Here is a 21,696-nt window from a genome sequence, read left to right as displayed (position 1 = left end):
CCGCACCGCGATTCCCGTCTGCCCGTCTGGACCGTCTGATCTCCGCTCCGGCGGGCAGCCCCGGCGCGCCTCACGCGCCGGGCGCCCTGTCGCCTGACGCCATCCGGACGGACGCGAGGTAGAGCCGCACCAGCTCGCGCACCTCCCCGAGCAGCAGCGCCTGCGCCGCGGGCGCCTCGCCCTCGGTCAGCATCACCCCCTTGAGCAGATGCAGCAGCACGACGGCCGTCGTCTGCGCCTTCGCGGGCGCGAGGCCGCCGTTCATCGCGAGCAGGACGCGCGCGAGGCCGCCGCGCACCGACTCGCGAAAACGCCTGCGCCGCGCGTCGCTGCCGCCGCGCGCATCGACGAGCGACACGGCGAAGCTGCGCTGCGCCTTCAACGCCAGGATGAAATCGACGAGCGCGCCAGCCAGCGCGTCGGCCGACATGCCGGGCACCTGCGTCTCGAGTTCCGCCAGCCCACCCGCCACCTGCTGCGCGTAGCGCACGAGCAGCGCGTCGGCCAGCGCCTCCTTCGACGGAAAGAAGCGGTACATCGAGCCGATCGCCGTGCCCGAGCGCGCGGCGATCTCGGTCATCGTGGCGGCGTCGTAGCCCTTTTCCGTGAACACGTCGACGGCGGTCTGCATGATGGCCGCCACGCGCACGCGACCGCGTTCGCGTTTCGGCGCGGGTAGGGCCGCTTCGAGCAGCAAGGAAACGAAAGCGTTGTCGGTCATCCCGGGAGACTCGCTACGAGAGGATTATTGAATCTATCCTCTCATATTAACACGTGCCGTTCCGGCGCTCTTCCATCATTTGATGGCATTAAAATGGATATGAAATGCCACCTCTTCCGGAGATTGACTTTCCAATCCAATAAATGAGAGGATATCCTCTCATTTTCACAATCCCCTGTCCGGCATGGCTTGTCCCTTTCTCTTGCGCCCCCGCTCCCTGCCCTCGCCGGCCCGAACCGCCGCCCGGCGCACCGTGCCATGACGTCGCCCGCCTCATCTCCACCGCCCGGCTGGCTCGGCGCACGAACGACGCCTACGCAATGGTTCGCGCTCCTCGTGCTCTCCGCCGCGCTCACGGCGCTGCTCACCCTCGCCGGCCTGCCGGCCGCGCTGCTGCTCGGTCCGCTGCTGGCCGGCGTCGCGGTCAGCGCGAGCGGCGCCCGGCTCGGCCTGCCGCGCTGGACGTCCCTCCCCGTGCAGGGCGTCATCGGCTGCCTGATCGCGAAGATGCTGCCCGTCGGCATCGCCGGCCAGATCGGCAGCCACGCGGTGCTGTTCGCCGTGGGCGTGGTGTCGGTCATCGCCCTGAGCAGCCTGCTCGGCTGGCTGCTCACGCGGCTGCGCGTCCTGCCCGGCACGACCGCGCTCTGGGGCATGAGCCCGGGCGCCGCCACCATCATGACGCTGCTGGCCGAGTCGTACGGGGCGGACGCGCGCATGGTCGCCGTCATGCAGTATCTGCGCGTGCTGATGGTCGCGGCCATCGCGTCGGTCGTCGCGCGTTTCGTCGGCGCGGACGGACACCACGCGCTCCAGCAGGCACCCTGGTTCGCGGCCGTGCCGGCGCTGCCGTTCGCGCTCACGCTCGTGCTCGCATTCGGCGGCGCGTTCGTCGGCCGGCTGCTGCGCGTGAGCGTCGGCCCGCTCTTCGTGCCGCTCGTCGCCGGCCTCGTGCTCGAGCATCACGGCTGGCTTACGCTCGAGTTGCCGCGCTGGCTGCTCGCCGTCGCCTACGCGCTGATCGGCTGGCGCATCGGCCTGAGCTTCACGCGCGCGCTGCTGCTCCATGCGGCCCGCGCCCTGCCGCGCATCGTCGCCTGCACGACCGGGCTGATCCTCGCGTGCTGCGCGCTCGCCGCGCTGCTCGTCGTGGCGGCTGGCGTCGACCCGCTCACGGCCTATCTCGCCACGAGCCCCGGCGGCGCGGATTCGGTCGCGATCATCGCGGCGTCCACGCACGTCGACGTGCCGTTCGTCATGGCCATGCAGATGGTGCGGCTCATCGCCGTGCTGCTGATCGGGCCGGCCGTCTCGCGCTTTCTGGCCCGCCACGCCATGCGCCGCGAAAAGTCGGGCGCCGCGGCCCGCGCGGACTCGCCCCACGCTTCCTCCACTCCAGGTGACTGACTCATGCACTACATCGGATTGATCTTCTCGGGCATGTTGCTGTGCAACTGCCTTCCGCACCTCGCCAGCGGGCTGCAGGGCCAGCCGTTCCCCACGCCGTTCGCGAAGCCGCGCGGCGTCGGCGATTCGTCGCCGCTCGTCAACTTCGTGTGGGGCTTCGGCAATCTCGTCGTGGGGCTCGCGCTGCTCGCGCACCATCCGGTGACGATCGGACTCAACGCGGACTGGATCGCCGTGCTCGCGGGCGCCGCAGCGATCGGCCTGCATCTCGCGCTGCATTTCGGCAAGGTGCGCCGCGAGCGGGACTGATTCCGAGAGACGGGAAAAGCGGGCCTTCACGGCAGGCCCCGAAACGAAAGAGCCGGCCGCCCCTCGCGGGGCGGCCGGCTCTTTTTCATGCTCGCTCGCTTCGCGCGCCGCTTAACCGTTCACGAGACGCTTCGGCTGCAGCAGGGCCAGCACGGCACCGATCGCCATCGCCGCGGCCACGAAATACATGCCCGCGTTGGTGCTCTGGGTCACGTCCTTCATCCAGCCGATGATCGACGGGCTCACGAAGCCCGCGAGATTGCCGACGGAATTGATGAGGCCGATCGCGGCGGCGGCCGAGCCGCCCGCGAGGATCGCGCTCGGGTAAGTCCAGAACACCGGCATGGTGGCCAGCATGCCGGCCGTGCCGACCGAGAGCGCCACCATCGCGAGCGGCACGTTCGCGCCGAACACGGTGCTGAAGTAGAGGCCCAGCGCCGCCGCGCCCGAGGCAATGGCGAAGTGCCAGCGGCGCTCGCCGGTGCGGTCCGCGCTGCGCGCGACGGCCAGCATGCTCACGACGGCGCACGCGTACGGCACCGCGGTGAGCAGCCCGACGTTCAGCGCGCTCTGGACCCCGCTCGCCTTGATGAGCGTCGGCAGATAGAAGCTGATGCCGTAGAGGCCCATCATGCAGCAGAAGTAGATCACGCACATGAGCCAGACGCGGCCGTTCGAGAAGACCGAGGCGATCGACGCATGCGTCTTGCCCGCGCCGTCCTGCTCGATGTTGCGCTCGAGCGCGTCCTTTTCGGCCTCGGTGAGCCAGTTCGCGCCGCGAATGCTGTTGGGCAGGTAGAACAGCGTGATCACGCCCAGCACGGCCGACGGAATCGCCTCGATGACGAAGAGCCACTGCCAGCTCGCCCAGCCGGCGAGGCCGTTGAACGAGGCGATGATCCAGCCCGAGAGCGGTCCGCCCAGCACGCCCGCGATCGGAATGCCGATCATGAAGAGCGCGTTCATGCGGCTGCGCCGCGCGGCCGGGAACCAGTAGTTCAGGTAGAGCACGATGCCGGGGAAGAAGCCCGCCTCGGCGACGCCGAGCAGAAAGCGCGCGACGTAGAACATGGTCGGCGTTCTGACGAAGAGCGACGCGGCCGATACGACGGCCCACGTCAGCATGATCCGCGTGATCCAGATGCGCGCACCGACGCGGTGCATCAGGATGTTGCTCGGCACCTCGAAGAAAAAGTAGCCGATGAAGAAGATGCCCGCGCCGAGGCCGTAGACCGTCTCGCTGAAATGCAGGTCACCCAGCATCTGCAGCTTCGCGAAACCGACGTTCACGCGGTCGAGATAGGCCGCGACGTAGCAGAGGAAAAGGAAGGGCAGGAGGCGACGGGTCGCCTTCGAATAGGCCTTCGTTTCAATTGACTGGAGGTCGGCCCGGGTAGCCTGGCTATTGGCGATCGTATTCATGGTCTCCACATGTTTCGTTCTGCGGTTGCTCCGGCAACCGGATGTCGATGATCAATCCCGTCCTTCACGCGCATGGACGGCGCGGCACGAAGCGGTGCGCCGCGTGCGTTCGATTCGGGAGCAGACCGGGACGACGTTGCGCAACCAGGCTGCGGACTTTCGACCCGGACGCGCGACGGAGGAAATCTCGCCGCCGGCCCTTTCGTACGTTTTGTGCGTTTTGTCGTGCGTTCCGTGCGGCCGGCAAACGGAGCCGGGCCTGGGAACGCGACGCGTGGATGACGACGGCCCGGATTCGGGGCCTGCCCGCCGTCGAGCGGCCTGGCCCCCTGACTATACCGGACCTGCCGGGTATCAATGCAAGGATAAAACGGGCGCATACTACTTTGCTGCGGCGATCGTTGTCAATCGACGTAACCGGTCCGTCAGCACGGTGCGGAAGCGGGAAATAGAACGGAAATGGAACGGAAAGGAAGGCGAAAAGGAAAGCGGGAACCATGACGGCAAAACACGGCGAAAATGGACGACGCGGCGAACGGCCCAGCGGAAGACCCGGCGGCCCGCGCCCGCGCATCTATCTGGCCGGCTTCGACGTGTTCCGGCCCGATGCGATCGCACGCGGACGCCAGTTGCAGGCATGGTGCGAGGCGGCCGGATTCGAAGGCGTCTATCCGCTCGACGCGGCCGTGCCCGATGCGCTCGACGGTCCGGGCAAGGCCGCCTGGATCTATCGCGCGAACGTGGAGGCGCTGCGCGCGTCCGACATCGTCATGGCGAACGTCGACGACTTTCGCGGACCCGGCGAGCCCGACTCGGGCACCGCGTTCGAAATCGGCTACGCGGCCGCGCTCGGCAAGGCGCTCTGGGCCTACACGACCGATGCGGGCACGCTGCTCGAACGCGTCCCGTCCGCGCCGCACGCCGGCGGCCGAATCTGCGCGCGCGGTTTTCTCGTCGAGGATTTCGGGTTGTCGAAGAATCTCATGATCGCGTGCTCGGCCCGCATCGTCCGCGGCGATGCCCAAGCCTGCCTCGCGGCGATCGCCGCGGACTGGCGCGACGGAGCATCGCCGGCCCGGGCCGGGCAATGACGGCAACGACGGGCGGTAGCTAAACACGTCGCGTCGCTCCGGTCCGTCTCCCGCTTTCCGGTCAATGCCGCGGCGCAGGCGCCGCCCGCGTCTGCTGCAGCGCGCGGATGCGCGCGAGCGCGTGCCCATCCGCCACCGCCTTGTCGTATAGCGCGGCGAGATCGTGCTTGAGCGCCGTGCGCGAGGCGGCGTCGAGATAGACCATGTGTCCCGACGGATAGAAGCGCGCGCTCAGGTTGTTGCGCACCTTCTGGTCCGCGAGCGGCATTTTCTGCAAGTCGACGATGGTCTGGTAGAACGGCGTCACGAAGTCGTAATAGCCGTTGGCCGAGAGCACGCGCAGGTCGGGATTGAGCGCCATCGCGGCGGCGAGGTCGCCCGCCGTGTAAAGCACCACGTTGCCCTGCGCATCGACGCCCTTCTGCGCGCCGGTCGGATCGATATGGCCGAAATCCCAGTTCTGGAACGCCTGATCGTTCAGGTCGGTGAACGACGACGTCGAGCGAAACTTCAGCCCCTCGTTCAGGTAGCTGTTCCACATCACCGTGTAGGCGCCGCTCACGGCCGTCATCGTCGGGTCGTTGCCGCCGGCGTTCGGATCGATCTGCCCCGCGATGCCCGTGTCAATGGCCGTTACGCGCCCGTCGTAGGCGCCGAGCGCCACGCCCTTGTCCTTCAGCAGCGTCGTGAGGAACAGCGAGTTGCCGCGGCTGTCGTAGGCGGCGACGTCGAGCTTCCAGGCAGTGAGCGTCTGCGCGTCGATGCCCGTGTATTGCGCGAGCGGCGCGAGCGCGGCCGTCACGGTCGGGCTTTGCGCATCGGGAAATTGCGCGAGTGCGGCCGCGTACTGCGTGCGCGAGAACTGCGCGACCGTCTCGACGAACGCGTGCAGGCCGGCGGGCCGCGGCGTCACGCCGACGCGGCCATGATACCAGGCGTCCGCCGCCGCGCTCGGCAGCGCGCCCACGGGGTTGCCGCTTTGCGTGTAGTCCAGAATCGACGATTGCAGCGTGAGGCCGTTCAGGTCCACGCCGTCCTCGTGCAACCGGTACGCAAGCACGCAGCTACGCGCGGTGCCGTACGACTCGCCGTAGAGAAATTTCGGCGAATTCCAGCGGTCGTTCGCGCTCAGGTAGCGCTTGACGAACTGCTTGAGCGAATCCGCGTCCTGATCGACGCCCCAGAAGTCGCGATTGCGATGCGGCGCGATCGCCGCCGAATAGCCCGTGCCGACCGGGTTGACGAACACGAGGTCGCTCCGGTCGAGCAGGCTGTCGGGATTGTCCTCGAGCGTATAGGGCGCGGGCGGGGTGAAACCCGGCATCGCGGTGCGGATGCGCTTCGGCGCGAACGAGCCGAGCAGCACGAACACCGACGAGGAGCCCGGCCCGCCGTTGTAGAAGAACGTGACCGGCCGCAGCGACGCGCGCGCGCCGTCCTTCGTGAACGCGACGTAGAACATCTTCGCGTTCGGCTGCGAGCTCTCCGAATCGACGGTGACGAGATGCCCGGCCGTCGCCGTGTAGTCGATCGTCTCGCCGCCGATGCGCAGGGCGTGATGCGTGATCGCCGCGTTCTCGGACGTGTCGCTGACCGAATCGTCGGGACCGTTGCCGTAGGCGAGCGGATCGGAAAACGGCTGGTCGGCTTCGGCGCCGCGAGGCCCGTGACCGCCATCGGCCCGGCCGTTTGCGGACTGGACATCCTCGTTCATCTGGCCTCCCTGCATCGTGCCGGTGTCGTGTCGACGTCGCGCCGACATGGCGCGCATTCGCTGTCCGATTGCTGCCCGCTTGCCAGCGCCTTCAACCCGACGCCGGGCGTGCGCGCCCACTGCGCCGCGCACGCCCGGCGTCCGGCAACGGGCGAGGCTACCCGCCGCCCAGCGCCGCCGCCACGCGCGCGCCGTCGGGCGAGCCGAGCCCCGTGCAGGCGTCCCAGCCCGGCGCGGCGTCGAAGTCGCCGTTGCTGCCGCTCGTGATGTCGTTGAACGCGCCCTGCTGCTGATACAGCACCGCGTTGACGAAGCCGACCGGCTTGCCGCGCGCCGCGTTGATCCGCGCGATCAGCGCGGCCCAGAGCGGCGCGACCGCGCTCGTGCCGCCGACCACGGTGTCGGTGCCGTCGATGCGCACGGCGTAGCCGCTCGCCGGATCGGCATCGCCGGCCACGTCGGGCACGCCGCGTTTGGTCAGCGGTTGCGTGCCGCCGCCGCTACGCGCGACCGCGAGCCCGTTCTGCCAGGCGGGCAACGCGAACACCGTGCTGACGCCGCCGCCGCTCGCGCCGTCGTCGCCCTCGGCCGCTTCGCCCCAGACGGTCTCGCTCGCGATCCGCCCGCCCGAGGCGCTGAGGTGCGTGCCGCCGCAGCCGAGCGCATAAGGGCTCGACGCCGGGAAATCCACGTGATCGGCGCCGTCGCCGACGCCGTCCGACGAGCCGCTGTCGCCCGACGCCACGCAAACCGTGACGCCGAGCGCGACGGCGGTTTGCAGCGTGTCGTTGAGCGCGTTCAGCGTCTGCTCCGACCACGTCGATTCGGGCGCGCCCCAACTGATCGAGACGACCGAGGGCCGACGCGTCGTATCGTGCAGCGCCGCGCTCAGCGCGTCGACGAACCCGGCCTCGGTGTTGGGCGTGAAATAGACGGCGATCAGCGCGGCCGGCGCGAGCGCGCCGACGATCTCGACGTCGAGCGTCACCTCGCCGTCCGGTCCGCCCGGGTCGCCGCTGGGCGTGTTGGAAGCGCCGTCGACGGAGACGGCCTCGACCCGGGGCTGGGGCACGCCGAGCGACTCGAAATACGCCGCCAGATCCGCGGCCTCGTAGCCGCCGCCGAGTTCGATCAGCCCGATGCACTGGCCCGCGCCGTCGCCGGCCGGAAAGTCGTAGAACGTCGCGACCTGCAGCGGCGTGAACGACGACTCCGCGATGAGGCGCGCGGCGCGAATCGGCGGCCGGATCGCGGCATCGGCGGAAGACGAAGAAGACGCGGGAGCGGAGCGGCTGCCCGGCGACGCGCCGAGGCGAAAGTGCGGCCGCGCTTTCGCGCGGTTGTCGAGCCCGAGCACGGCGACGACGACTTCGTGAACGTCGTCGGGCAGATGGACCGGCCCCGCGGGCTGACGAAAGCGGGACTTGATCGTGCCGGCCTGATGCTCGAAATGCTGCAGATCGACGCCGAACGCCTCGTTGTAGTGCCGGACCGTACCCGACAGCACGACGCGGCGCGCGACCGGATCGGCATGCGAGACGCTCAGGCCGTGCGCCTCGGCGAAGCGGGTCACGCGTTGCACGTCGGCGGCCGAAGCGCCGAAACGCTGCCCGTAGGCTTCGCGCGTCACGGGCGCGACCGCGGCGTCGCCGGCCGCCAGCCTGTCGACCAGATCGCGGAAGTCGGGCTGCGCCTGACGGCGCAGCAACAGCACGACCTCGAAGCGCTCGGACGGATCGCAGGCGCCGACGTGGCGCGCGCCTGCGGGCGCTGAAACTTCACTGCCTCTTACCGGATGTCTCGTCATGACCGGGGCTCCTCGCTGAAACAACGCTGTCCGACGTCCGTCGGACCGATGCGCGTTCGCCGGGTTCCGCCAGCCATGCGATGGATGCGCGAAGCATCTCAAGGCCTGAGCGACCGGTCCACGCGGGAATCGAACCCGCCGCAAAAAACGGGCCTCGCAGGTTGCTCCGGTCGCGCTCAGGTCACATTCAGGCTGCCGCCGCCGTGCTCATCATCGGCAGGTATTCGTGCAGATATTCTTCGAACTCGTCCTTCACTTCCGGATGGCGCAGCGCGAATTCGACGGTCGCCTTCAGGTAGCCGAGCTTGCTGCCGCAGTCGAAACGCGTGCCCATGTAGCGGTACGCGAGCACCTGCTCCTCGCCGAGCATCGACTGCACCGCGTCGGTCAACTGCAACTCGCCGCCCGAGCCCGGCTTGAGCGAGCGCAGGTGGTCGAAGATGGTCGGCATCAGCACGTAGCGGCCGACCACGCCGAGGTTCGACGGCGCGCTCTCGGGCGCGGGCTTCTCGACGATGCCCGAGAGCTTGAACACGTCCTCCTCCCACTCGCGGCCGTCCACGACGCCATACGAGGCGGTATTCTCGCGCCGGATCGTCTCCACGCCGATCACCGAGCTGTGATAGTGGTTGAAGACGTTCACGAGCTGCTTCATCACCGGCGTCGGACTGTAGAGCAGGTCGTCGGCGAGAATCACGGCGAACGGGCTGTCGCCGACCAGCTTCTCGGCGCAGAGCACCGCGTGGCCGAGGCCCAGCGCCTCGGCCTGGCGCACGTAGAAACAGTCGACGTGGCTCGGCTTGATGCCGCGCACGAGCTCGAGCAGCTTGTCCTTGTGGCGCGCCTCCAGCTCGGCCTCGATCTCGTAGGACTTGTCGAAATGGTCTTCGATCGCGCGCTTGCTGCGCCCGGTCACGAAGATCATCTCGGTGATGCCCGCCGCGATCGCCTCTTCCACCGCGTACTGGATCAGCGGCTTGTCGACGATCGGCAGCATCTCCTTCGGGCTCGCCTTGGTGGCGGGAAGGAAGCGCGTGCCGAGCCCGGCTACGGGAAACACGGCCTTGGTTACTTTCAGCATGATTTCAGTCCCAGATCATTGAATTTTCGGCGTCGCGACAAGGCAAGCCGGCGTCCCCAAGACTTCCGGTCCAGTCATTTTTATCTTGAATCGTCCGATATTTCCGGTTTCCCTTAATATCCGCCGGGAAACGAAAATAAATTCGACACGTCCTGCGCGCCATTACTGGAAATTATTGCGTGACCGATACGGCACGCGGAATAAATTTCCGACGGCGAGCACAGGAGTACGGAATATATTGAATCGAAGTCTACTCGAACTCGTCGAGCGGCGGCAACTCGCCGGAGCGCGTGCGGAAACGGTGGATCGGCTCGTTGCGCAGCGCCTCCCGATAAGCCGACACAGCAGCGAGAATTAACAACACGGCAACGCCGGCAAGCAAATGCAGGTTCATCGAATTCCCCCAACAATCGTAAGCGGGCAGCAATCAAACTAGCACAAACAATTAGGCAAATAAATGCGATTCCGGTGCCGGAAATTATTTATCGGCATAAAGTAAAGTACCTTTCATCCAGCAATCAACCTCTGAATATTTTTGTAAAACTTTCGCTTATTTTTCCCCTTTACCGCCCCTATGATCGTTTCATGTGTCGTGGCGTGCATGCACCGCCGACCGCCCCACTCCAACTCTGATCTTCCTGCCCGACTGCCTTTTTCCGCATGAGCGACCCCGTCATCAACGCCGGCCTTCCGGCCGCCCGCCCCGCCGCGCTTGCCCGGCCCCTGGCCGAGGTCACGAGCGATCGACTCGTCGACGCGATGCGCGGCTTCGCGGCGTTGCTCGTCGCCTATTTTCACTGCCGCCAGGTCACCTGGGTCGGCATGGAGGCCTTCCACCGGAGCGTCGGCCTGGCGCTCAACCCGGGCTCGATCGTCGCGTACCTGACCCTACCCATTGCGTGGGGCTCCGCGGGCGTGCCGATCTTTTTCGTCCTGAGCGGCTACTGCATCCACCGCAGCGGCGCGGCACGGCTCATCGCGAATCCCGATTACCGGCTCAATGCGGGCCAGTTCTGGCTGCGCCGCTTCGTGCGGATTTATCCGGTGCTGATCGTCGCGCTGTTCGTCACGCTCGCGCTCGATTCGATCAGTCTCTCGCTGCATCCCGCCAGCCACAAGATTCTCGACATCGGCCCGCAGGCATTCCTCGTCAACCTGTTTTCCCTGCAGGGCGTGGCCGGCAGCCCCTACGGATCGAACGGCGCGCTCTGGACGCTCTCGCTCGAAGTGCAGTTCTACGTGGTCTATCCGCTGCTCTTCGCGCTGCGTCGTCGCTTCGGCCTGTCCGCCGTGCTGGCGGCCGTCGCGCTCGTCAACGTCGTCTCGGCCTTGACGCTGCAACTGCACGAAGTGCTGTTCTTCACCTCGTACTGGTTCTCGTGGATGCTCGGCGCCTGGATCGCCGAAATCCGGCTGCGCGATACGCCGCGCTGGCGCCAGCGCCACGGCTATCTCGCGGCCGCGCTCTTCACGGCGGCCGGCTGCGCGGCCTACCGGTTCGGCCAGTACGGCGCGTTCCAGTTGTGGGCGAGCGGCTTCGCGTGCTACCTCGTCGTGGCGCTGCAGCGGCGCCATACCGTCAACGGGCCGCTCATCCAGCTATTCTCGAAGATCGGCCAGTTCAGCTACTCGCTGTACCTCATCCACCTGCCGATCTTCGTGCTGCTCGCCTCGCTGCTGTTCCGCTCGACGCTGCAGACCTCGATCTGGCCGTCGTTCGGCTTCATGCTGTTCGTGCTGCCCTGGGCGTGGCTGCTCTACCGCTTCGTCGAGCAACCGTCCCAGAATTTCTCCGCACGGCTCAAGCGGCGGCTGGCGTCGTAACGACGGCGCACGGCCCGTGCCCGCGCCGGATGCGGGCAATCTCCGACAGTCGTCAGGCAGTCGGGCGGCCCGCGCCGGAAAACCCCACGGAAAACCGCTGGGAAACCGCCGGAAAGCGATAGAGACGCGGAACGACCGCCGGAAAGAGAACGGACGATTCGGCAAGCCGGTCGAGATACGCCCGGGAAGGTAGACGGCAACGAAGGGTACGCAATGACTTACATCGCGAAGCCCTTCGCTCCCCGCCGTTCACGCCGCCGGCTTGCGCCCCGCCACTTCGCGCAACACCCGCTCGACGCCGTCGACATAGCGTTGCGTGCCGAAGCGCTGCCGCGCCGTTTCGAGGCCGTCGGCGCCGAGCCGCTCGCGCAGCGCGGGGTCGCCGCGCAGCGACGCGAGCGTCGCCGCGAGTTCCGCGGCGTTACCCGGTGCGCAGAGCAGGCCGTTCACGCCGTGCGAGACGATCTCCATGACGCCGCCGTCGCGCGAGGCCACGACAGGCCGCTGCGCGAGCATGCCTTCGACCACGACGCGCCCGAACGGCTCCGGCGTGATCGACGTATGCGCGACCACGTCCACGGCACGCATGCAAGCCGCGATGTCGCGGCGAAAACCGAGAAAATGCACGCGCTCCGCGAGCCCGTTTCCAGCCACGAACGCGCGCAGCCGCGCCTCGTAGGCATCCTCGCCGAACAGCGCCGCGCCGACGAAAACGGCATGCGCCCGCGGCTCGAGCAGCAGCGCCTCCAGCAGCACGTGCTGGCCCTTCCAGTGCGCGAGACGACTGAACGCGCCGACGAGGAACGCGTCGGCGGGCAGACCGATCCGCGCGCGCAATTCGCCCTGCGAGACGTCGCGCAGCGCCGCGAACGGCGCGTCGTCCACGCCGTTGAGCACGACGTCGATGCGCCGCGTGTCGAAGCGGGTCAGTTGCAGGAACGCGTCGGCCGAGGCCTGCGAGTTCGCGATGACGTGCGCGAGACCGAGCTTCGCGCACCACTTGATGATGGCGCGCTGCGCGCGGCCGAAATGCTCGGGGCTCACGATGTCGCGCAGATGCCAGACCACGGGCTTGCCCGCGAGCCTGCCGGCCAGCACGCCGATCACCATGGCGCGCTGCGTATTCGCGTAGACGACGTCCGCGTCAAGCGCGCGCGCGCGCGTGCGGCGCACGAGGCCGGCGGCGGCCGCCAGCGCGCCGGCGGCGAACGCGCCGCTGTCGCGGCGCACGTTGCGCAACGCCTGCGACGTCAGCACGTCCACCTGCACGCCGGCCTCGTCGAGCGCCGCGCGAAACGGCCCGTCGTCGAACAGCACGACCTCGACATGGGCATGCAGCCGCTTGACCACTTCGAGCAGCGAAAGCTCGGCGCCGCCGAGCACGCCGCTCTGGTCCATCGCCAGCACGCGCAGCGTGCCGGCGGCGGGCGACGCGCCCGTCTTTCGCGCCATGCCGGCAGCGCCCGGCAAGGCTCCTGCGCCGGGCGCCGTCGCCGCAAAATCCCCATCGGCCGGCGGCCCGATCACCCAGCCGGCCGGCACGGCCTGCCTGACCTGCGCGAGAAAGCGCTCGCGAAAGCTCGCTACCGAAAAGCGCTCCGCGTTGGCGCGGCAATCCTCGGGGCGAAACCGGCCCGGGTCGCGCTCGAACGCGTCGATGGCCGCGAGCATCGACTCGACGCTCTGCTCGCGGAAGAACAAGCCCGTGGGCCGCGCCTGCGTCTCGTCGCGCACGGTTTCGAGCGCGCCGCCCTTGCCGTAGGCGATAACGGGCGTGCCGCACGCCTGGGCCTCGACCACCGAGATGCCGAAGTCCTCCTCGGCCGCGAACACGAAGGCCTTCGCGCGGCGCATCCGGTCGCGCAGCACGGAGAACGCCTGGTAGCCCATGATCTCGACGTTGGGCGCCGCCTTCGCGCGAACCTTCTCCATGTCGGGCCCGTCGCCGATCACGACGAGCCGGCGCGACGGCGTGCGCGCGAACGCCTCGACGATCAGGTCGATCTTCTTGTACGGCACGAGCCGCGAGGCGGTCAGATAGAAGTCCTCCTTCTGCGTCTGCAGCGCGAACCCGTCGATGTCCACGGGCGGAAACACGATCGCCGCGTCGCGCTGGTAGACCTTGCGGATGCGCCGCGCGATGAAGGCCGAATTGGCGATGAACTGGTCGACCGAATTCGCGGTCCGCACGTCCCAGTTGCGGATGTAATGGAGAATCAGCCGCGCGAGCATGGACTTCGGCCCGTGCGTGAGCTTCGACTCCCTAAGGTACTGGTGCTGGAGGTCCCACGCATAGCGGATCGGCGAATGCACGTAGCTCAGGTGGACCTGGTCCGGGCCCGTCAGCACGCCCTTCGCCACGGCGTGGCTGCTCGAAATCACGATGTCGTAGCCGGACAGGTCGAGCTGCTCGATGGCGAGCGGCATCAGCGGCAGGTAGGCGCGGTAGCGGCGGCGCGCGGCGGGCAGCCGCTGGATGAACGACGTGGTCGCCCGCTTGCCGCGCAGGAACGCGCGGTCCTCGACGAAATCGACGAGCGCGAAAAGGTCCGCGTCGGGAAAGCACGCGATGATCTGCTCGAGCACGCGCTCGGCGCCCGCATAGGTGACGAGCCAGTCGTGCACGACGGCCACGCGCGGCACGCGCAATGCGTGTCCGGCCGGCGCGGCCGGCCCGGCTTGCGCACGCCTGGCCGCCTCGACGTCGTGATCGTCCCGAAGATCGTCCCGAACGTCCTCGGCCGCCGGCTCGCGCGGCGCGCGTTCGCGCCAGGCTTCGGCCAGGTCGGCTGACGCGCCCGGCAAGGCGGTGCGTTCGGCCGGCGCCGCGGCTTCGGGCAGGAGTTCGTGGCTCATGCGTTCTTCCTCGCGTTCAGTCTGAAGAGGAGCGAGCGCGCGAAGCCGCGCAGCGCCGGCGTGGACGCGATCGACCAGGCGGCGTTGGCCGCGGCCAGCACGACGCCCGCGCCGATGGCGTAGAACGGCCCCGCCAGCAGCCACGCGATCGCGAGCGCCGCGCCGAGAAAGGCGAGGTGCGCAAGCATGTCGAGCAGAATCAGCCGGTAATGGATGCGCGAGAGGTAAAGCAGCACGACGTAGTCGAAGAAAGCGCGCAGCAGCACGGCGCTCGCCGCGCCCATCAGGCCGAAATGCCCGATGCCGAACCAGAGCAGCCCCGCGAAAATGGGCAGCTCGATGAGCCCGACGCGCGCCGTCGCGGCCGGGTTGTTCTGCGCCTGGATCAGGATGCGCGTCACGCTCGCCTGGCCGACGAGCCAGACCGAGACGATCAGCAGCCGCCCCACGCCCGCGCCGCGATCGGCGATCTCGGGGCCGACCCACGCGTGCAGGAACGGCCCGAGCACGACGATCGCGCCGATCGCGACGGGCGTGAACGCGCTGTTCAGGAACTGCAGCGACTGCACCGTGATCTCGTCGGCATGCTCGCGCCGCGACGCCGACAGGCGCGGAAACAGCGTGCGCACGAGCGCGTTGGGCACCATGTTCAGGCGCGTCACGAGGTTCTGCGGCACGGTGTAGTAGGTCACGAAACGCGCGCCGAGCCCGGCGCCGAGCATCATGCGGTCGAGCGAATCGGCCACCATGCCGGTGATGCTCGTAATCAGCACCCAGCCGCCGTAACCGAACAGCGCCTTCGTCGTGTCGAGGCGCGGCGCGCGCAGGCCCTCGATGTCGAGCACGCGCAGCGCGGAGCGCGCGAGCAGCACGGCAGCGATGAAGCGCGCCAGCACGGCGGCCGCGAGCACCGTCTGCAAATTCGGCGCGATGGCCCAGGCGGCGCCGAGCGGCAGCAACTGGAACAGGAACGTGCCGATGGTCTGGTTGGTGTTGTAGGCGGCGAAGCGCTCCGCGCCGTTGATCGCGCCCGCGAACACCCACGAGACGTTGGCGATCGGAATGGCGAGCGCGAGCCAGGGCAGCGCACGATACACCTCGAGCCTCAGCTCCGGCGAGACGTGCGTGAAGTACGCCGTGTAATAGGCGCCGCCGAGCCAGATCAGCAGACCGCCCACGGCGCCCGTCGTCAGGTTCAGCCAGAACGCGCTCCAGAACACGCGCGCGCAGGCCTCGCGGTCCTGCGACGCGTGCGCCTTCGAGATGTGGTTCTGCGCGGCCATGCTCATGCCGAGGTCGAGCACGCTGAAATAGCCGATCAGCGTCCACACGAGCGCGATCACGCCGTAGCGTTCGACGCCGAGCAGGCGAATGTACGACGGCACGGTGACGAGCGACACGAAAGTCGGCAGCACGAGGCCGCACAGATTGATCGCGACGTTTCTGATGATGCCCTTGTCCATCGGTCGGTCATCCCGGTTGACGGAACGCGGCGCGGCGCGCGGCGTTCCGGTTGCGGCTCACGCCGGTTTCCAGCGGTACATCAGCACCTTGCCGCGCGCGTCTTCCTCGACGAAGACGAGGTACTCGCCGTCGGCCATCCGGTGCGCGCTGATGCCGAAGGGCACGTCCACCCAGCCCGAGGTGCGTCCCACCTCGGGGCCGGGACCGAACGTGCCGATTTCCTTCCCGCTGTTCTTGTCGTAGACGACCACGGTGCCCGTGGGCTCGACGACGAACAGGTACTGCCCTTCGACCGTCAGCCCCGCGGGCGTGGCGGGCGGCCTGCCGTGCGGGTCCCACGGCAGGCGCACCAGATAGCGCTGCTGCGGCTTGCCCCCCGACCAGTGGTCGTAGCGCACCAGCACGCGGCCCGCCTCCTTCGTGAAGCCGGGGTCGTGCGGCGCGTCGGCCGTGTAGCCCGTCACGTAGAGCGTGTCGGTGTCGGGCTCGTAGATCGCGCGGTGCACCTCGATGAACGGCGCGGGCGCCGGGTACGTCTCGATGGCCGAGTAGTCGTAGATCGGGTTGCCCTTCGCGTCGATCCCGCCGAAGTGGAAGCGCACGATCTCGTCGTTGTGCGCGCGCCAGATGTCGCCGCGCGTGTCGACCCACCAGCCCCAGCCGCCGGCGAGTTTTTCCGGGCCGGGATTCATCGTGAACTCGTCGGCGTCGAGGCGGCCGTTGCCGTTCCCGTCGCGCCAGATCCAGTCGCCGCCCGGCGGCGCGTTCGGCACGTGCGCGACCGGCTCGTCGCGGCCCGCGATGAAGCCCGACGGAATCGCGGTCTCGCCATCATGCTGCGGATCGAAGCGGTAAATCTTCAGATGGTCCGCGTACATGTCGGTCAGGTACAGGAACGTGTGCCCCTGCAATTCGCGCGCGGTCGGCAGGCCCGGCCACTGGTCGGTGTGGAACACCGGGTCGTCCGGATAGCGGAAGCGGTTCGAGAGGAAGCCGGCGTAGGTCCAGTCTTGCCCCGGCGGCTTCGAGAGGTCGATCGTGAAGCGCTTGTTGCCCGTGTAGACGCTGTTGGGCCGCGCCGGGTCCATCCATGCGCCATCGACGAACAGCAGGCCCTGCACCTGCCAGAGCCGCGCACCCGAGGGCGCGTAGCTCTCGAGCGTCGCGCCGAGGCCCGCGCCGATGGTCGCGTGCTTCGGGCCGATGCCGTTGGTCGCCACATAGACGTTGCCGCGCGCATCGCATCCGATGGCGGTCAGGCCGTTGAAGCGGCCGGGACCGGGCCGGCCCTGCTCGTCGGGCGGCCCCGCGAAAATGCCGCCGCGCACGCCGATCGTCCCGCCCGGCGCATAGCGGCCGCCGTGCTTCGCGTAGACGAGAATCTGCTGGCGCGGACCGTTGTCGGCGACGAGCAGGCGGCCCGACGGATCGAGGGCGATGTCGACGGCCACCGTGCCGGCCGGCAGCGCGGGCGCGTCGTCGAGCGGATGGCCGTCGGCCGCGTAGTGCGCGAGCGTCGGCACGGCGCCCGGCGTGCCGTCGGGCGCCGGGTTGCCGTCGTGCGGGCTCAGCGTGTCGCGCAGCGCCCAGAGCGTGCCGTCGGACGCGAGCGCGAGCTTGCCCGGCTCGTGGACGCTCCACTGCGCCTTGCGCTGCATCGACGTCGCGTCATACACCTCGATCCGGTTCATCGTCGTGTTGCTCACGTAGAGCGTCGTATCCGAGGCCGCCAGGCCCTCCACGTCGGCCACCGTGCCGACCGGCACCTCGTTGATCCGCAGGAACGCGCCCGCCAGTTGCGCGTGCGGGTTCAGCGGATCGGGCGGCGGCCGGAACGGCGCGCCGTGCTTCAGGTCGTTGATCGGCCGGCGCGTCACGCCGTACCACTCTTTCCCGCTCGCCGGCCAGATGCCGGGCCCGATCAGATGCCCCTTCTCGTTGCCGACCGCGACGGCCGCATACAGATAGCGCCGATTGACCGCGACCGCGTTGCCGCCGGCCTGGCCCCAGCCGTGCGTGCCGCCCGCGAAGCCGAACACCTTGCCGTTCTGGTAGAGGCTGATCTCGGCGCCGCTTTCGTCCCAGGGCGCATCCGTGAACACCTTGCCGTCCGGCGTGACCGCGACGGCCGTGATGTTGATCTGCGTCCACGTCCCCTGGCCGTTGCCGTAGGTGTTGCCGATCCAGGAGGTCGTCACGTTCAACTGCGGCGCCGCGATGCCCTGCACCGACGACGTGCAGATGACGGCGCACAGCAGCGAAAGGGCCAGCGGGCGGCGCAGGCGATGATCGAAGCTCGGCAGCAGCAAAGGCACCCCCTCCGGAATAGCTCGTTCGATCCCTTGATCATGCCGCACATCGCGGCAAGAAATTCCGCCCCAAAAAACGAAAATAATTCAAAAAAATTCGCTGCTGGACCGATGAAAATGCGACTGAACCGGACGCGGCGATTAATGCCGATTTCGCATACTTTCGCTTACGCTCCGTACCTCATATCGTCATGAAAAACCGGGATAAACGTGCGGTTACGCACGGCACCGGAGCCGACCCGGCACGCGATCCGGGAGAAATAACCGGAACCTTCATTCCGCTTTCCAATTCGCCGGTTTTATATTCCGATTCATTCCGGGCATCGCATTATCTTTCCGTTTTTGTTCATTAAATCTTTTCTAGAATGAGTCGTTCATGGCGGCGTCACGCGCGCCGTCCGTCCGGCAATCTGCAGCGCGCACAGCGTGCCCGAACTTACGGATCACTCATGAACGCGACTGGCTCCACGATCGGCCCCGTCAGAACGCCCGACCACGCCCACCGCATCGCCCAGCTCGACGGCCTGCGCGCGGTCGCCGTGCTCTCGGTATTCGCGCAGCACGCGCTGCGCGCGCCGCTGTGGATGGGCGTCGACCTGTTCTTCGTGCTGAGCGGGTTCCTCATCACCGGCATCCTCATGGAGCGCAAGGCGCGCGGGCAGTCCTACTTCAGCTACTTCTACGCGCGCCGCGTGCGCCGCATCCTGCCGCCGTACCTGCTGCTGCTCGCCGTCTCCTCGCTACTGTTCGGGCTCGGCTGGGCGCACTACTGGCCCTGGTACGCGTTCTTCGCGACCAACATCGGCGACGCGCTCAACCAGAGCGGCCACGACAGCCTCAAGGTGCTGTGGTCGCTCGCGGTGGAAGAGCAGTTCTACATTTTCTGGCCGTTCGTCGTGCTCCTCGTCCCGACGCGCACGCTCGCCTGGGTGGCGGCCGCGCTCGTCCTCGTCACGCCCGTGCTGCGCGCCGTCGCGACGCCGTGGTTCGATTCGTTCTGGCCGATCTACTACCTCACGCCGTTCCGCATGGACCTGCTCGCGGCCGGCGCGCTGCTCGCGGTCGCCCTGCGCCGCGACCGCAACGCGCTCGACCCGTACAAGGGGCTCGCGGCCGTGCTCTTCCTCGCGGCGCTCGTCGTGCTCGCCTGGCTCCATCTGCACAATCCGCGCTTTCGCGCCGAGAACACGCCGCTCTCGAACGCCCTGCTCTACAGCATCTCGCTCGTACTCTGCACCTCGGCCGTCGTCTACGCGCTGCTGTCAAAAGGCATCGTGCGCCGCGTGCTCAGCCATCCGGTGCTCGTCTACCTCGGCACGATCAGCTACACGATCTACCTCATTCACCTGACCGTGCTCTACGCGGTGTGGCCGCTCCACCAGAACCGCTACGTGAGCGCCGCGCTCGCGCTCGCCATCACGATCGCATACGCCAGCGCGAGCTGGTGGCTGTTCGAGAAGCGCCTCACGCGCGGCCCGGGCGTGCGCCGCGCGCAACCGCAAGCCGGCGTCGCCCCCGCATCGTCGGGCACGCGCTCGTGAGACGAGGGGCGGCGGGCTCGCACGCCGCCCGCTCGAGGGGGCCGCGCTCAAGGCCATGCTCGAAGGCCATGCACCCGGCCCTCCGGTCCGGCCGCGCCCGGAGACGCGGCCTGAGCCTCATTCATCCAAAACCCAAAAGGCACATTCCATGAACGAGCAACGCAAGGCAATCATCACGGGCGTATCGGGCCAGGACGGCGCGTACCTGAGCAAACTCCTGCTCGACAAGGGCTACCGCGTGACCGGCACCTACCGGCGCACCAGCTCCGTCAACTTCTGGCGCATGAGCGAGCTCGGCATCCTCCAGCATCCGGCGCTCGACCTCGTCGAGCACGACCTGACCGACGCCGGCTCGACGATACGTCTCGTCGAGCGCGCCGGAGCGCTGGAAATCTACAACCTCGCGGCGCAGAGCTTCGTCGGCGTCTCGTTCGACCAGCCCGTCACGACGGCCGAGGTAACCGGCATCGGCGTGCTGAACCTGCTCGAGGCGATTCGCGTCGTCAATCCGCGCATCCGCTTCTACCAAGCCTCCACCTCCGAGATGTTCGGCAAGGTGCAGGCCGTGCCGCAAGACGAGGAAACGCCGTTCTACCCGCGCAGCCCCTACGGCATCGCCAAGCTGTTCGCGCACTGGAGCACCATCAACTACCGCGAGTCCTACGACATGTTCGCGACGAGCGGCATCCTGTTCAACCACGAGTCGCCGCTGCGCGGCCGCGAATTCGTCACGCGCAAGATCACCGACTCCGCGGCGAAGATCCGCCTCGGCAAGCTGCCCGCGCTCGAGCTCGGCAACCTCGACGCGAAACGCGACTGGGGCTTCGCGCCCGAGTACGTCGAGGGCATGTGGCGCATGCTGCAGGCCGACGAGCCCGACACCTACGTGCTCGCCACGGGCCGCACCGAGACCGTGCGCGACTTCGTGCGCATGGCGTTCACGGCGGCCGGCTATCAGCTCGAATGGTCGGGCCGCGCCGAGCGCGAGACGGGCGTCGACGTCGCGACCGGCAAGGTGCTCGTGCGCGTGAACCCGCGCTACTACCGCCCGGCCGAGGTGGACCTGTTGATCGGCAGCGCGCACAAGGCCCGCACGAAGCTCGGCTGGCAGCCGCAGACCACGCTCGAGCAGCTCTGCCAGATGATGGTCAACGCCGACCTCACGCGCAACGAGCGCCATGACACGTTCTGACGACGACGCGACGACGGCGCCGCGCGCGCTCGTCACCGGCCTGAACGGCTTCACGGGCCGCTACATGGCGGAGCGGCTGCGTGCGCGCGGCTACCGCGTCTGGGGCACGGTGCAGCCGCGCGCCGACGGCGCGGCGGCGCTGCCCGGGGACATCGCCGGCGCGCGCGTCGTCGAGGCCGACCTGCTCGACGCGCGCGCGCTCGCCGAAGCCGCCGCGGCCATCCGGCCCGACGTCGTCGTGCATCTCGCCGGCATCGCCCAGGTGACGAACGGCGACGTCGCGCAGACCTACCTCGTCAACGTTGTCGGTACGCGCCATCTGCTTGCCGCGCTGGCGGCGCTCGACGCGCCGCCGCGCGCGGTGCTGCTCGCGAGCAGCGCGAACGTCTACGGCAACGCGACCGAAGGCGTGATCGACGAGCACGTCGCGCCGCAGCCCGCCAACGACTACGCGGCGAGCAAGCTCGCGATGGAAGCGGCCGCGCGCCTCTGGGCGCGGCGCCTGCCCCTCGTCGTCGCCCGGCCGTTCAACTACACGGGCGTCGGGCAGAGCGCCGACTTCCTGCTGCCGAAGATCGTCGGCCATTACGCGCGCCGCGAAAAAACCATTTCGCTCGGCAACACCGACGTCAGCCGCGACTTCTCCGACGTGCGCGACGTGGTCGACGCCTACGCGCGCCTCGTCGAGGCGGCGCCCGCCGTCGGCGCGACCGTCAATGTCTGCTCGGGCCGCGGCTGGACGCTGCATGGCGTGCTCGACGCGCTCGCGCGCATCGCGGGCTATGCCATCGACGTGCGGACCGACCCGCGCTTCGTGCGGGCGAACGAGGTGCGCCGGCTCGTCGGCTCGGACGCGAAGCTGCGCGGCATCGTCGGCGAACGCCAGCCGATTCCGCTCGAAGACACGCTGCGCTGGATGTACGAGGACGCCTGCCGGCAGGCCGGGCGCTGAGCGCCC

The 21,696-nt window shown here is 68.4% G+C and carries 16 protein-coding genes; 7 read left to right on the top strand and 9 right to left on the bottom strand.

Annotated elements, in window-relative coordinates; genetic code table 11:
• Positions 1-70: 70 nt before the first annotated feature.
• On the bottom strand, positions 71-721 hold the full coding sequence (locus CY652_RS00955) for a TetR/AcrR family transcriptional regulator (RefSeq protein ID WP_102128801.1): 651 nt from the start codon (positions 719-721) through the stop codon (positions 71-73).
• Positions 722-979: 258 nt separating this feature from the next.
• On the opposite strand from CY652_RS00955, the gene CY652_RS00950 reads away from it, so the two are divergent.
• Positions 980-2,128, top strand: a complete 1,149-nt coding sequence (locus CY652_RS00950; protein WP_102128800.1) for an AbrB family transcriptional regulator — start codon at positions 980-982, stop codon at positions 2,126-2,128.
• A 3-nt stretch (positions 2,129-2,131) separates the two neighbouring features.
• Complete coding sequence (locus tag CY652_RS00945; protein WP_102128799.1) at positions 2,132-2,437, top strand: hypothetical protein; 306 nt, start codon at positions 2,132-2,134, stop codon at positions 2,435-2,437.
• 111 nt (positions 2,438-2,548) lie between these two features.
• On the opposite strand, the gene CY652_RS00940 is transcribed toward CY652_RS00945, so the two are convergent.
• Positions 2,549-3,859: an MFS transporter gene (locus tag CY652_RS00940; RefSeq protein WP_102128798.1), complete on the bottom strand. Its 1,311-nt coding sequence runs from the start codon at positions 3,857-3,859 to the stop codon at positions 2,549-2,551.
• Between the two features lie 497 nt (positions 3,860-4,356).
• Between CY652_RS00940 and CY652_RS00935 the strand changes: the two genes are divergently transcribed.
• Positions 4,357-4,950 (top strand): nucleoside 2-deoxyribosyltransferase, encoded by a 594-nt coding sequence (locus CY652_RS00935; protein WP_102128797.1) that lies wholly within the window; start codon positions 4,357-4,359, stop codon positions 4,948-4,950.
• A gap of 61 nt (positions 4,951-5,011) precedes the next feature.
• Here CY652_RS00935 and CY652_RS00930 read toward each other — a convergent pair whose 3' ends face one another.
• From CY652_RS00930 to CY652_RS24325, 4 genes are all read right to left on the bottom strand, one after another.
• Positions 5,012-6,664, bottom strand: coding sequence for a S10 family peptidase (locus CY652_RS00930; protein WP_258002131.1), 1,653 nt, complete (start codon positions 6,662-6,664; stop codon positions 5,012-5,014).
• 157 nt (positions 6,665-6,821) lie between these two features.
• Positions 6,822-8,471 carry a S53 family peptidase gene (locus tag CY652_RS00925; protein ID WP_102128796.1) on the bottom strand — a complete coding sequence of 550 codons (1,650 nt, stop codon included), beginning with the start codon at positions 8,469-8,471 and terminating at the stop codon, positions 6,822-6,824.
• 187 nt (positions 8,472-8,658) lie between these two features.
• Complete coding sequence (gene galU, locus CY652_RS00920) at positions 8,659-9,552, bottom strand: UTP--glucose-1-phosphate uridylyltransferase GalU (protein ID WP_102128795.1); 894 nt, start codon at positions 9,550-9,552, stop codon at positions 8,659-8,661.
• Positions 9,553-9,802: 250 nt separating this feature from the next.
• On the bottom strand, positions 9,803-9,946 hold the full coding sequence (locus CY652_RS24325; RefSeq protein WP_180970361.1) for a hypothetical protein: 144 nt from the start codon (positions 9,944-9,946) through the stop codon (positions 9,803-9,805).
• A 266-nt stretch (positions 9,947-10,212) separates the two neighbouring features.
• Here CY652_RS24325 and CY652_RS00915 point away from each other — a divergent pair, with 266 nt between their 5' ends.
• The gene (locus CY652_RS00915; protein WP_102128794.1) at positions 10,213-11,376 is read left to right on the top strand and encodes an acyltransferase family protein; all 1,164 of its coding nucleotides are present in this window, start codon (positions 10,213-10,215) and stop codon (positions 11,374-11,376) included.
• Positions 11,377-11,625: 249 nt separating this feature from the next.
• Here CY652_RS00915 and CY652_RS00910 read toward each other — a convergent pair whose 3' ends face one another.
• From CY652_RS00910 to CY652_RS00900, 3 genes are read right to left on the bottom strand one after another with little or no spacing between them, the layout of a single operon-like run.
• Positions 11,626-14,232 (bottom strand): glycosyltransferase family 4 protein, encoded by a 2,607-nt coding sequence (locus CY652_RS00910; protein WP_102128793.1) that lies wholly within the window; start codon positions 14,230-14,232, stop codon positions 11,626-11,628.
• Positions 14,229-15,695, bottom strand: a complete 1,467-nt coding sequence (locus CY652_RS00905; RefSeq protein ID WP_102128792.1) for a flippase — start codon at positions 15,693-15,695, stop codon at positions 14,229-14,231. Before CY652_RS00905 ends, CY652_RS00910 begins: the two co-directional genes overlap by 4 nt.
• A 57-nt stretch (positions 15,696-15,752) precedes the next feature.
• Positions 15,753-17,999 (bottom strand): hypothetical protein, encoded by a 2,247-nt coding sequence (locus tag CY652_RS00900; protein WP_374703619.1) that lies wholly within the window; start codon positions 17,997-17,999, stop codon positions 15,753-15,755.
• Positions 18,000-18,454: 455 nt separating this feature from the next.
• Here CY652_RS00900 and CY652_RS00895 point away from each other — a divergent pair, with 455 nt between their 5' ends.
• The 3 genes from CY652_RS00895 (at position 18,455) to CY652_RS00885 (ending at position 21,690) form a co-directional block, all read left to right on the top strand.
• A complete protein-coding gene (locus CY652_RS00895) occupies positions 18,455-19,546 on the top strand; it encodes an acyltransferase family protein (RefSeq protein WP_102128791.1) in 1,092 nt (363 codons plus the stop codon).
• A gap of 148 nt (positions 19,547-19,694) precedes the next feature.
• Positions 19,695-20,738: a GDP-mannose 4,6-dehydratase gene (gmd, locus tag CY652_RS00890; RefSeq protein WP_102128790.1), complete on the top strand. Its 1,044-nt coding sequence runs from the start codon at positions 19,695-19,697 to the stop codon at positions 20,736-20,738.
• On the top strand, positions 20,725-21,690 hold the full coding sequence (locus CY652_RS00885; RefSeq protein WP_102128789.1) for an NAD-dependent epimerase/dehydratase family protein: 966 nt from the start codon (positions 20,725-20,727) through the stop codon (positions 21,688-21,690). Before gmd ends, CY652_RS00885 begins: the two co-directional genes overlap by 14 nt.
• The last annotated feature ends 6 nt before the right edge of the window (positions 21,691-21,696 follow it).

The organism is Burkholderia sp. WAC0059 (assembly GCF_002870125.1).
Classification (GTDB): Bacteria; Pseudomonadota; Gammaproteobacteria; order Burkholderiales; family Burkholderiaceae; genus Paraburkholderia.
The sequence above is the reverse complement of the archived record's forward strand: the minus strand, read 5'-3'. Positions and strand labels throughout refer to the sequence as shown.